This window comes from Luteimonas suaedae (assembly GCF_008312895.1).
GTDB classification, from domain to species: domain Bacteria; phylum Pseudomonadota; class Gammaproteobacteria; order Xanthomonadales; family Xanthomonadaceae; genus Luteimonas; species Luteimonas suaedae.
Window position 1 is genome coordinate 179,476 of the sequence record NZ_VSSP01000007.1, and the last position, 12,620, is coordinate 192,095.

Annotated in this window: 8 protein-coding genes; 6 read left to right on the forward strand and 2 right to left on the reverse strand. The window is 71.1% G+C overall.

Translation table 11 applies throughout. The features are described 5' to 3' along the window. The first annotated feature begins 4 nt into the window (after nt 1–4). From FXO19_RS12355 to FXO19_RS12370, 4 genes are all read left to right on the forward strand, one after another. A complete protein-coding gene (locus FXO19_RS12355; protein ID WP_149195406.1) occupies nt 5–748 on the forward strand; it encodes a hypothetical protein in 744 nt (247 codons plus the stop codon). Nucleotides 749–859: 111 nt separating this feature from the next. Next, nucleotides 860–1,231, forward strand: coding sequence for a hypothetical protein (locus FXO19_RS12360; protein ID WP_223115497.1), 372 nt, complete (start codon nt 860–862; stop codon nt 1,229–1,231). Nucleotides 1,232–1,437: 206 nt separating this feature from the next. Continuing rightward, a complete protein-coding gene (locus tag FXO19_RS12365) occupies nt 1,438–3,243 on the forward strand; it encodes an autotransporter assembly complex protein TamA (RefSeq protein WP_149195408.1) in 1,806 nt (601 codons plus the stop codon). Continuing rightward, nucleotides 3,243–7,193, forward strand: a complete 3,951-nt coding sequence (locus FXO19_RS12370; protein ID WP_149195409.1) for a translocation/assembly module TamB domain-containing protein — start codon at nt 3,243–3,245, stop codon at nt 7,191–7,193. The genes FXO19_RS12365 and FXO19_RS12370 overlap by 1 nt, the downstream gene beginning before the upstream one ends. Nucleotides 7,194–7,672: 479 nt before the next feature. On the opposite strand, the gene polA is transcribed toward FXO19_RS12370, so the two are convergent. Further along, nucleotides 7,673–10,444, reverse strand: a complete 2,772-nt coding sequence (gene polA, locus FXO19_RS12375) for a DNA polymerase I (protein ID WP_149195410.1) — start codon at nt 10,442–10,444, stop codon at nt 7,673–7,675. A 134-nt stretch (nt 10,445–10,578) separates the two neighbouring features. Here polA and FXO19_RS12380 point away from each other — a divergent pair, with 134 nt between their 5' ends. Beyond that, nucleotides 10,579–10,857, forward strand: coding sequence for a DUF2782 domain-containing protein (locus FXO19_RS12380; protein ID WP_149195411.1), 279 nt, complete (start codon nt 10,579–10,581; stop codon nt 10,855–10,857). Nucleotides 10,858–10,878: 21 nt separating this feature from the next. Here FXO19_RS12380 and FXO19_RS12385 read toward each other — a convergent pair whose 3' ends face one another. Further along, nucleotides 10,879–11,427, reverse strand: coding sequence for a hypothetical protein (locus tag FXO19_RS12385; RefSeq protein ID WP_149195412.1), 549 nt, complete (start codon nt 11,425–11,427; stop codon nt 10,879–10,881). A gap of 112 nt (nt 11,428–11,539) precedes the next feature. On the opposite strand from FXO19_RS12385, the gene FXO19_RS12390 reads away from it, so the two are divergent. Further along, on the forward strand, nt 11,540–12,598 hold the full coding sequence (locus FXO19_RS12390) for an oxidoreductase (protein ID WP_425481470.1): 1,059 nt from the start codon (nt 11,540–11,542) through the stop codon (nt 12,596–12,598). The last annotated feature ends 22 nt before the right edge of the window (nt 12,599–12,620 follow it).

Sequence of the window (12,620 nt, forward strand, 5' to 3'; positions counted from 1 at the left end):
ACGTATGACCGGATGGGTTGCAATTGCGGCATATCGATGCCGGATCGACGGCGTCCCGACGGACGCGGTCGACTTCCAGGTTCGATACTTCGATCTTCCCGCCCCCTCCGACGTAGAGGCTGTGCTGCGGAACGAACCGCCGTGTGAGTACGAGAATCATCGGGATGAGACGGTGAGTTGGCCGTTGGCCCGGATCCTGGTGATCCAGGACCTGATGATCGCGGCATCTGGAGATGAAATTGCCGGATTCAGGGCCGGCGTCGAAACGCTGTCCGCGTTGGCCGGCGAGATGCGGCCCAACCGTTTCCCCGACCCCACGCCCGCGGTTGCAGCAGATGATGCCGGCCTGCACGACGGTCCGGGAGAGGTGATGCGCATCACACGTGTTGCCGGCGCCGGCCTGCTCCTGATCGCCGGCATCGCCTGCAGCCTGCCGCCGCCGGCTCCGGCCACGTCCGCGCCGCCGTCCCGGCCGGACGAGCGCACCAGGGAGCGTGTCCGCCAGCCGGGGATTACCGTTCCCGGGAGCCAGGTCGGGCTGCCGGACCGTGCACGGGCCGGCAGCATCATCGAAGGGCGTGCACCGGCCGGCTCGCGGGTCGAAGCCGCGGGCCAGACGCTGGAGGTCGGGGAAGACATGCGTTTCCGCTTGCGGATCCCCGCGGGTGCACACGGCGCGGTGCCGGTGCGGATCGTCCGCCCGGACCGCACGGTGCTGGTCTTGCGGGTGATGGTCGACGAGCGCTGATGTGCCGGGATGGAGCCCGGTGAACCATGTGCGCTTGCCGTCGGTGTCCTGTGCGGCCGGGTTTTTCCGATGCAGGGAGTGGGTATATCCCTCACAAAGGAGTTGATGCTGATGAAAACCCTCTCGTGTCTTGCCGTGGTTGCGAGCGTTGCCTTGGCGGCCTGCGCACCGAAACCCGAGAACGTCAAGCCGACGTACGCGTCGCAGGCGGTCTACAACAACCTGTCCTGCGATCAGATCGCCGCGGAGTCGGTGACGGTTTCGAACAAGGCCCACGACGCCGCCAATCTCGAGCGCAAGCATCGCCGCCAGGATCAGGGCATCACCGCTGCCGGGCTGGTCGTGTTCTGGCCGGCGCTGTTCTTCGCCCACGGGCACAATGCATCCTCGGCGACCAACCTGGCTGCCCTGAAGGGCGAGATGGAAGCCCTTGAAGCCGCCTCGGCCAGCAAGAACTGCGGTATCGAATTCCAGCGCACCTGATTCCACTTCCATCGGCATGACGCCGGACCGGCCAGGGACGATCACGTCCCTGGCCGGTGAGGCCGCCTCGTCTCCTGCCGCACGCGGCGCGGCAGAACATGTGCGCAGCACCTCCACGAATGCGGCACGTCGTCGACCGCTTCGCTGATCGCGATTTGCCAGACCATGTTAAGGAAGATTTGATGGCGGCCCGGTATGCTCGCCGCATGCCTGCCTGTTCCCGTTTTCCACCCGCCCAGACCCCGCGTCTGCCGGCGCTGTTGTTGTCGGGGCTGTTTTTGTTCGGCAGCGGCACGGCACAGGCCGTAGAGGTGGGCGAGGTCGAGATCCGCGGCCTCGACGAGGCCATGACCGAGAACGTGCGGGTGTCGCTGTCGCTGGTCGACGCCATCGGCAAGGACGTGCCCGGCCGGCGCCTGGGCTACATGATCCGCGAGGTCGAGGATCAGACCCGCGAGGCGCTGGAGCCGTTCGGCTACTACTCGCCGGACATCCAGGTGGAACCCCAGCGCGGCGGGGGCGCGGTGTCGGTGACCGTCACCGTCGACCCGGGCGAGCCGGTGCGGGTGCGCAACAGCGATATCGCCATCATCGGCGCCGGCAGCGACGACCGTTACCTGCGCCGGGACCTGGGCGCGTTCGCGCCGTCGCCCGGGGCGGTGTTCGATCACGCCGTGTACGAGGCGAGCAAGGCGCGGATCAGCCGGCGCCTGGCCGAACGCGGCTATTTCGACGCCGACTTCAGCGCCCGCCGGGTGGCGGTGACGCGCGCCGAGCAGGCCGCGGACATCGAGCTGGTCTGGACCAGCGGCGAGCGCTACGACATGGGGACGATCACCTTCACGCAGGAGCCGGAATCGATCGTCAACGACGACCTGCTGGAAAAACTCATCTACTGGAACGAAGGCGAGTACTACCACCAGGGCCGCCTGGATCGCCTGCGCACCTCGCTGATGCGGCTGGACTACTTCAGCCGCATCGACATCAGCCCGCAACCGGAGAACGCCGGCGCCGACCGCCAGGTGCCGGTCGATGTCACGCTCTCGCCGGCCAAGCGCAAGGTGCAGACCGCGGGCGTCAGCTACGGCACCGACAGCGGCGCCGGCATCCGCCTGGGCGAGGAACGCCGCTACGTCAACCGCCGCGGCCACAAGGCGCTGTGGCAGCTGGACTACGCGCAGCGCCGCAAGACCCTCACCCTGCAGTACCGCATCCCCGCCTTCGCCTGGCTCGACGGCTGGTACACCGTGAGCCTGCAGGCCGCCGACGAACAGACCGACTACATCGACACCCGGCGCGTGGAACTGGTCGGCAGCCGCAGCGGCCAGTACAACCAGCACCTCAACCTGATCGCCTCGATGCACGTGCTGCGCGAGCGCTGGGCCTACGTGGAGGAAAACGGCGACGCGCCCGACGTGGAGCCGGACTACCGCTACGCCACCTTCAGCTATCCATCGCTGCGCGCCGAGTACGTCAATGTCGACGATCGCATCTTCCCGACCCGCGGCATCGGCGGCAACATCGTGCTGCGCGGCGGCGTCGAGGGCGTGGGCTCGGACGCGTCGTTCGCGCAGATCCACGCCCGCGCCAGCTGGTACCGCGGCATCGGCGAGCGCAACCGGCTGATCGTGCGCGGCGAACTCGGCCACACCTATACCGACGCGCTGGTCGACATGCCGCCGAGCCTGCGCTTCTACGCCGGCGGCGATCGCAGCATCCGCGGCTACGACTGGCGCGAGGTCGGCCCGCGGCTGGGCGATTTCGCGGTCGGCGCCAAGAACGTCACCACCGGCAGCGTCGAGTTCGAGCACTACTTCGAAAACAGCTTCGGCGTCGCTGGTTTCGTCGACAGCGGCAGCGCCTTCGACGACAGGCCGGACTTCCACACCGGCGTCGGCATCGGCGTGCGCTGGCGTTCGCCGGTGGGCCCGCTGCGTTTCGACATCGCCCGCGGCCTCGACGATCCCGACTCGCCGTTCACCCTGCATCTCGACATCGGCTCAACGTTCTGATGGCCCCGATCCTGCGCCGCCGCCGGCTCGATCCGGACCTCACGCCCGAAGAGCGCGAAGCGCGCATCGCCGAACTGCGCGCGCGCCGGCGTGCGCGACTGCGCTGGCTGGCGCTGCGCTCGGCGATCGGCCTGGGCGTGCTGCTGCTGGCGGCGGGCCTGCTGGCCTACTGGCTGCTGATGACCCTGGGCGGCCGCGATTTCCTGCTGGCGCAGGTGGTGGCGCGGCTGCCGGCCGGCACCGCCCTGGAATGGCGCGAGGCGGAAGGGCCGGCCTCGGGCCCGCTGACCATGCACGACGTGCGCTTCACGATGAAAAGCTGTCCCGACCGCGACGGCGAGCCGGTACCGTACGGCCAGTGCACCGATCCCCGGACGCTGACGTTCGCGGCCGCACGCGTCACCATCGACCCCGACATCCGCCCGCTGCTCGGCCGCCTGCTGCGGCTGGACACGCTGGTGATCGAGGACGCGGTGCTGACCCTGCCGCCGTCCGGCGACGCGCCGGTCGAACTGCCGCGCTGGCCCGAGTCGCTGCCGCAGATCGGGCCGCTGCCGCTGGCGCTGCAGGCCGATGCGATCGTCGTCGACGACTTCCGCGTGATTGGCGCGGAAGGTCCGCTGATCGACATCCACAGCCTGCGCGGCGGGCTAGACGCGCGCGACGGTCGCCTGCGCGTCGAGCGGCTGCAGGCCGACAGCGACCGCGGCCGCTTCACCCTGCACGGCGAATACGCACCGCGCGCCGACTACCGCATGGACCTGACCGGCACGGCGGTGCTGCCGGCGCCGGCCGGCCGCACCCGGCCGCGCATCGGCCTGGTCGCGCGCGGCGACGTGACGCGGCTGGACGTGGCGATCTCCGGCCATGCGCCGGCCCCGGCGCGCGCGGTGCTCACCCTGCGTGGCCGCGACAACCCCGGCTGGCGGCTGCGTGCCGACGCCGAGGCGCTTGACCCCGGCCTGTTGGCCGGCAGTGGCGAGCCCGGCATGCCGATCGCGTTCGAACTCGCCGCCGACGGCGTCGGCGGCGAGGCGAAACTGCAGGGGCGATTCGCGCAGGGCGACTTCGCCGCCGAACTGCTGCCCTCGGTGCTGCGGCTGCAGGACCAAGTGATCGAAGCCGAACCGCTGGCGCTGGCGCTGTTCGACGGCACCGTGACCCTGCGCGGGCGCGCCGATTTCCGCGACAGCGCCGATCCCACCGGCAAGTTCGCGGTGACGGCGCGCGAGCTGCGCTGGGGCGGCGCCGCGGCCGCGGACGGCACCCCCGGCGTGCCGGTCACCGCCGATGCCGACTTCGGCGTCGCCGGGCGCATGGCCGCCTGGGCGGCGATCGGCAAGGCCACCCTGGCCCGCGACGGCGAGAGCGCGACGGTCGAGCTGGACGGCCGCGGCGACGGCGAGCGCATGACCCTGCGCACCCTGCGCGCGACGATGCCCAGCGGCACCCTCGACGGCCAGGGCGAGGTCGCCTGGGCGCCGGCGCTGGGCTGGAACATCGATGCGACGCTCGATGGCTTCGATCCCGGCTATTTCGTGCCCGACTGGGACGGCGCGGTGAACGGACGCCTGGCGACCCGCGGCACCACTCGCAACGACGGCGGCCTCGACATCGCCGTCGATGCCGAAGAGTTCGATGGTCGCCTGCGCGGTCGCGCACTGGCGGGCCGCGGCCGCTTCGCCATGCGCGGCCCGGCCGCCGATGCCGCTGAGGACGCGCCCAGCCACTACGAGGGCGAGATCGCGTTGTCGCTCGGCGACAGCCGCGTCGACGCCCGCGGCAGCGTCACCGACACCCTCGACATCGACGCCGAACTGGCGCCGCTGCAGCTCGACGACTTCCTGCCGGACGCGCGCGGCCGGCTCGACGGGCAGCTGCGATTGACCGGTGCACGCACCGCGCCCGATATCGACGTCGACCTCGACGGCAGCGGCCTGGCCTGGGGCGCCTACGGCGCCGAGCAGGCCGCCATCCGTGGCCGCCTGCCGTGGCAGCGCGGCCGCGAGGGCCAGCTCGACATCGATGCCAGCGGCGTCAACGCGGGCGTCGCGCTGGACACGGTGTCGGTGCAGGCCAGCGGTGCGATCGAATCGCTGCGCGCGAGCGCCAGCGTGCGCGGCGAGATCGGCGCGCTCGACCTGACCGGCAGCGCCGAGCAGCGCGGCGGCGGCTGGCGGGGCGTGCTGGAATCGCTGCGGCTGGCGCCGACACGCGGCGCCGCCTGGACCCTGCAGGGCCCGGCCCGCTTCGCCCAGGACGGCGCCAACTGGCGGGTGTCCGAGTCCTGCTTCGGCAGCGACGGCGGCGGCTCGCTCTGCGTCGAAGCCGACTGGCCGCGCAACGGCCTGACCGCCACTGGCCGGCAGCTGCCACTGGCGCTGGCCGAGCCGTACCTGCCCGAGCGCGACGACGGCCGCCCGTGGCAGCTGCGTGGCGAGATCGCACTCGATGCGCGCGTGCGCCCGGCCGGCAATGCCTACAGCGGCAACGTCAGCGTGCGCTCGGACGAGGGCGGCCTGCGCTTCAGCGAGCGCGCGCGGCGCGACGTGATCAGCTACGGCGCGCTGCAGCTCGATGCCGAGTTCGATCCACAGGCGATCACCGGCACGCTGTCGACGGTGATCGACGAACGCGGCCGCGTGCGCGCCGAGGTGCGCACCGGCTGGGATGCCTATTCGGCGCTGGCGGGCCAGATCAACGTCGACATCGACGAGCTGACCTGGCTGGAGCTGTTCTCGCCGGACATCGTCGAGCCGCAGGGGCGGCTTGCGGGCCAGGTCACGCTGGGCGGCACCCGCGCCGAACCGCAGCTGGCCGGACAAGCGCAGCTGAGCGATTTCGGCACCGAGATCCCCTCGCTGGCGATCGCACTGACCGAGGGCAACGTGCGCCTGGACGCGCTGGCCGACGGCAGCGCCCGGATCGCCGGCAGCGTGCGTTCCGGCCCAGGCACGCTGAACATCGACGGCACGCTCGGCTGGGGCGACGCCGCGGCGACGCCGCTCGAACTCGCCCTGCGCGGCGAGAACCTGCTGGTCTCCGACACCCGCGACCTGCGCGCGATCGCCAATCCCGACCTGACCGTGCGCTACGGCGCCGGCCGGCCGCTGGCGGTCACCGGCACGGTCACGGTGCCCGAGGCGCGGATCGACCTGGAGCGGCTGGACGACGGCGTGTCGGCCTCGCCCGACGTGGTGGTGCTCGACCCGGCCGACCCCAACGACGGCCCGCCGACCGTGCTGCAGCTCGACCTGACGCTGGCGATGGGCGAGGACGTCGTGCTCAACGGCTTCGGTCTCGAGGGCACGCTCGGCGGCGAACTGCGGGTGCGGCAGACGCCCGGGCGCGAGATGCGCGGCAGCGGCACGCTGCAGGTCGGCGGCCGCTACAAGGCCTACGGCCAGGAACTGCGCATCACCCGCGGCAACCTGGTCTGGAGCAACGACATCATCTCCGACCCGGTACTCGACATCCGCGCCGAGCGCCGGATCGAGGCAGAGGAGCTGACCGCCGGGATCGACGTCACCGGTCGCGCCTCGGCGCCGCAGGCCAATGTCTGGACCGATCCGTCCCGCGACCAGTCCGAGGCCCTGGCCTACCTGGCGCTGGGCCGCTCGCTGTCCAGCGTGACCGGCGACGAGAGCCGTCAGCTCGACGCGGCCTCGGCGGCGCTGTCGGCCGGCGGCGGGCTGCTGGCCTCGCAGCTCGGCGCCAGCATCGGCCTGGACGACGCCGGCGTCAGCCACTCGCGCGCGCTCGGCGGCAGCGTGCTCGGCGTCGGCAAGCAGCTGTCGCCGCGGCTGTACGTCGGTTTCGGCGTGTCCCTGCTCGGCACCGGCCAGGTGCTGACCCTGAAATACCTGCTCAGCCGCGGCTTCGACATCGAGATCGAGTCCAGCACCCTCGAGAACCGCGGCTCGCTGAATTGGCGGCGGGAGACGGACTGAAGAGCCGGGAATCGGGAATGGGGAGTCGGGAATCGTAAGAGCTGGCTCGGAAGCGGCGGACCGAAGCCTGATGGCGTCTGGCTTCATACCATTCCCGTCTCCCCATTCCCGATTCCCGCCCAATAAAAAGCCCCGCAGGCAGGGGGGGCCGGCGGGGCTCGGTGGAACGGGGCTCGGGGAGAAGCCTTACGTTCCGGGATCACTCCAGGGGAAGGGAGAGATCAGCGACAGACGTTGCATCTGTCGCGAGCTATATGACCACTTCGCACATGGATGGTTCGTGAAGATTCCGATCATTTCCCGGAAGAATTCAGCCACCGTTTACCCGAAGGGGCCATTTTCGGATCGGCGCCGGATCCGCGCCTGACGCTTCTATCAGCCAGAAGGCCCCGGGACGTCGAAAAACACGCCAGGAGCGGCCCGCCCCCGGTGGGCCGAAGCCCGGTTCAGGAAGGCCGGGCGCCCGCCGGCACGGGCGGTCAGTGCGCCTGGTCCCAGTCCTCGCCGACGCCGCTGTCGACCGCCAGCGGTACCCGCAGTTCGGCGGCGCCGGTCATCCGCGGCACCACCTCGGCCAGCAGGGTGTCGACGAAGTCCGCCCGCACCTCGAACACCAGTTCGTCGTGCACCTGCAGGATCATCCGGGCGGCGCCGGCCTGAGTCTGCAGCCAGGCGTCGATCGCGATCATCGCGCGCTTGATGATGTCGGCGGCGGTGCCCTGCATCGGCGCGTTGATCGCGGCGCGCTCGGCGCCGGCGCGCAGGCCCTGGTTGCGGGCGGCGATGTTCTCCAGGTACAGCCGGCGGCCGAATACGGTCTCGACGTAGCCCTGGTCGCGCGCCTGCTGCCGGGTGCGCTCCATGAAGTCGCGCACGCCCGGATAGCGCGAGAAGTACAGCGCGATGTAGTCCTGCGCCTCGCCGCGGCCGATGCCGAGATTGCGCGCCAGGCCGAACGCGCTCATGCCGTACATCAGGCCGAAGTTGATCGCCTTGGCGGCGCGGCGCTCGTTCGGCGTCACCTGATCCATCGCCCGCCCGAACACCTCGGCCGCTGTGGCGCGGTGGATGTCGGCGCCGGAGGCGAACGCCTTGAGCAGCCCGTCGTCCTGCGACAGGTGCGCCATGATCCGCAGCTCGATCTGCGAGTAGTCGCAGGCGACGATCTTGTTGCCCGGGTCGGCGATGAAGGCGCGGCGGATGCGGCGGCCGTCCTCGGTGCGGATCGGGATGTTCTGCAGGTTGGGGTCGCTGGAGGCCAGGCGTCCGGTGGCGGCGCCGGCCTGGTGGAAGCTGGTGTGCACGCGGCCGGTCTCGGGATTGACGATATCGGCCAGTTTTTCGGTATAGGTGCTGCGCAGCTTGGCCAGCGCACGGTATTCCAGGATCACCCGCGGCAGCTCGTGCCGGTCGGCGATCGCCTCCAGCGCTTCTTCATTGGTGCTGGGCTGGCCCTTGGGCGTCTTCAGCACCGCCGGCAGCTTGAGTTCGTCGAACAGCAGCGCCTGCAGCTGCTTGGGCGAGTCGAGGTTGAAGGTGCGGCCGGCCAGTTCGGTCGCCTTCTGCTGCGCGGCGAGCATGCGCCGCGACAGGTCGGCGGTCTGCCGACGCAGCTCGTCGCCGTCGATGCGCACGCCGTTGGCCTCGATCCGCGCCAGCACCGGCACCAGCGGGACCTCGATCTCGCGGTAGACGCGCTCGAGCGACGGCACCTCGGCCAGCTTCGGCGCCAGCAGCCGGTGCAGGCGCAGGGTGACGTCGGCGTCCTCGGCGGCGTAGCGGGTGGCGTCGTCGATCGCGACCTGCGAGAACGCGATCGCCTTGGCGCCCTTGCCGGCGACGTCGGCGTACTTGACGGTGGTGTAGCCGAGGTAGCGCAGCGCCAGCGAGTCCATGTCGTGGCGGCTGGCGGTGGCGTTGTAGACGAAGCTCTCGAGCATGCTGTCGTCGGCATAGCCTTGCACCTCGACGCCGTGCCGGCGCAGCACGTGCAGGTCGTACTTGCCGTGGTGGCCGAGCTTCTTCTTGCCCGCGTCCTCGAACAGTGGCCGCAGCGCCGCCAGCGCCTCGTCGTGGTCGAGCTGGGGCGGCGCGCCGCCGTAGTCGTGCGCCAGCGGCAGGTAGGCGGCGCGGCCGGGCTCGACGCTGAAGCTCATGCCAACCAGGTTGGCGCGCATCGGGTCGAGCGAATCGGTCTCGGTGTCGAAGGCGAACTCGCCGGCGTCGCGCAGGCGCTCGATCCAGGCATCGAGCTGCGCGCGCTCGAGGATCGCCTCGTACTCGCCGGCGACCGCCAGCGCCGGGTCGGCGGTGCCGTCCGCGCTCGCCGCCGGCCGCGCATAGCCGGCCTCGGTGCCGCGCACGCCGATCCGCCGCGCCTCGCCGGCCACCGGCGGCGCGGCCGCGGCGCCGTCCAGATCGCGCAGCGCCTGGGTGAAGCCGTAGCGGGTATACAGCGTGCGCAGCGTGTCGGCGTCGCGCTCGCGCAGCTGCAGCTGCCGCGGGCCGCGCGCCATGGCGACATCGGTCTTGATCGTCACCAGATCGCGATTGAGCGGCAGGCGCGGCAGCGCGACGCGCAGGTTGTCGCCGATCTTGCCCTTGATCGCGTCGGCGTTGGCGATCACGCCGTCCAGCGATTCGTACTCGCCCAGCCACTTGGCCGCGGTCTTGGGGCCGCACTTGTCGACGCCGCGCACGTTGTCGACGGTGTCGCCCATCAGCGCCAGCAGGTCGATGATCTGCGTCGGACGCACGCCGAACTTGTCGATCACTGCGGCCTCGCTGTCCAGCCGGCTGCCGCTCATGGTGTTGACCAGCGCGATCCGCGGCTGCACCAGCTGGGCGAAGTCCTTGTCGCTGGTGGACACGGTGACCTCGATGCCGTCCTGCGCCGCCGCCAGCGCCAGGGTGCCGATCACGTCGTCGGCCTCGACCCCGGGCTCGCTCAGGATGCTGATGCCCAGCGCCTCGACGATGTCGCACATCGGCTGCACCTGGGCGCGCAGCTCGTCCGGCATCGGCGGGCGATTGGCCTTGTATTCGGGATAGATGTCGTCGCGGAAGGTCTTGCCCGGCGCGTCGACCACGAAGGCGACGTAGTCGGGCTTCTCGTTGAGGGTGGCGCGCAGCATGTTGACCACGCCGAACAGCGCGCCGGTGGGCTCGCCCTGGGCGTTGGTCAGCGGCGGCAGCGCATGGAAGGCGCGATACAGGTACGAGGACCCGTCGATCAGGACTAGGCGTGGCATCGCTCGATTCTACCGCCGTGCCGGCGCCGACGCCGCTTCGTCCAATCGCGGTCACGGCGCGTTCGCCGCGGCCCGGCGCATAATCGAACGCGAATGCGACACGCCCGAAGCCCACGAATGCCATGGAGTCCATGATGAAGTTCCTGCTGCTGGTCCCGCTGTTGTTGCTCGCCGCCTGCGCCACCACCGAAAGCCTGGGGCCGGAGATCCCGGCCGACGCGGTCGAGGCCACCCGCACCGAGCCCAACGGCGACGTCATCACCGAATACCGGGTCGGCGGACAGCTGCGGGTGGTGCAGGTGAAGCCGGCGCGCGGGCCGACGTACTACCTCTACGACCGCGACGGCGACGGCAGCCTCGACAGCGACATCGACGATCCGCCGCAGACCTATTTCAAGCTGTTCGAGTGGTGATCGCGCGGGCGCGTCCGGGGTTCATTTCAACCGGATGCGCACCGGCGACTCGAATCCCGGCACGGTCGCCTCCACCCGGCCCGTGGACTCTGCCAGTGCCAGAATCGCCCCGCACATGCGGGTCGCGGCTTCGGCGACTTCCGCACCGCGGCCGCGAAACAATGCCGCCAGCGGCTTGATCTCGCGCGCCGTGCGGTCGGCTTCGCCGAGGAAACGCCGCAGGTCGGCGTAGTAGGCAGGGTCGGCCTGCGCCACCTGCCGCCCATCGAAGACGATCGCATCCGCGCGCACGGCGACGGCCGCATCACGAGCGCCGAAAACGACCTGGTCCGGGTCGATCCGCACCTCGTGCGGGACATCGACGTCGTCGATACGCGCGCACTGCGACGGATCGGCGGCCTGCGCGAACGCCGGCGGCGCCGTGGCGGCGAGCAGGATCGTGCTGAAGGCCATGCGGCGAAGAAGCTGGCTGTGCATATCCGGTTTTCCTGGCGATGGAGCGGCCGACTGTCGCCCAGCGCGGCACGCGCTAGCGCGTGCGGGACGGCACCGTGACTTCATGCCCGGCATCGCAGCGCCTTGCCGGGCGACGCCGCATAATCGGACTGGACCGAAAACTGCAGGAGCGTGCCATGCCGATCCCGTTGCCTCGACCGCGATTCCGCCGGCCGGTGGCGTGCCGGTGACGCCGCTGAACGTGGCCCTGGTCGGCTACGGGTTCGTCGGCAAGGTGTTCCATGCGCCCTTGGTCGCGCATACGCCCGGGCTGCGGCTGCATACGGTGGTGTCGGGCGATGCCGCCAAGGTGCGGGCGGACTTCCCCGACGTGCGCGTGCGGGTCGACCCGGAGGCCGCGTTCAACGACGATGCCGTCGACCTCGTGGTGCTGGCCAGTCCCAACCGCACCCACGCGCCGCTGGCGCTGGCGGCGCTCGCGGCCGGGCGGCACGTGGTGGTCGACAAGCCGTTCACCGTCACCGTCGCCGAGGCGCAGGCCGTCGTCGCCGCGGCCGACCGCGCCGGGCGCCTGGTCAGCGTGTTCCAGAACCGGCGCTGGGATACCGAATTCCTCACCCTGCGCAAGCTGATCGACGACGGCGCGCTGGGCGCGATCGTCGAGCTGCACTCGCATTTCGACCGCTTCCGCCCGCAGGTGCCGGACCGCTGGCGCGAGCGCCCGGGGCCGGGCGCCGGGCTGTGGTTCGACCTCGGCCCGCACCTGGTCGACCAGGCGCTGCAGCTGTTCGGCATGCCCGACGCGGTGCAGGCCGACCTGGCCCTGATGCGCGACGGCGCGCAGGTCGACGACTGGTTCCAGGTGACACTGCGCTGGCCGCGGCGGCGGGTGGTGCTGCACGCCTCGACCCTGGTCGCCGCCAACGGCCTGCGCTTCGCCGCGCACGGCGCCGCCGGCAGCTGGATCAAGCACGGGCTGGACCCGCAGGAGGACCGGCTGCGCGCCGGCATCGCGCCGGGTTCGGCGGGCTGGGACCACGACCCGCTACCGGGCGAACTGGTGCGCGCCGACGGCGAAACCCTGCGCCGGGAAACGACCGCGAGCGTGCCCGGCGACTACCGCGACTATTACGCCGGCATCCGCGACGCGATCGTGGGGGGCACGCCGCCCCCGGTCACCGCGCCGCAGGCGCTCGCGGTGATGCGTGTGCTGGAGGCGGCACGCGACAGCGCCGAACGCGGCGCGGCGGTGACGATGGCGCCCACACCGCCCGTGGCGACATAGCAACCCGGATTCATCGTAGGAG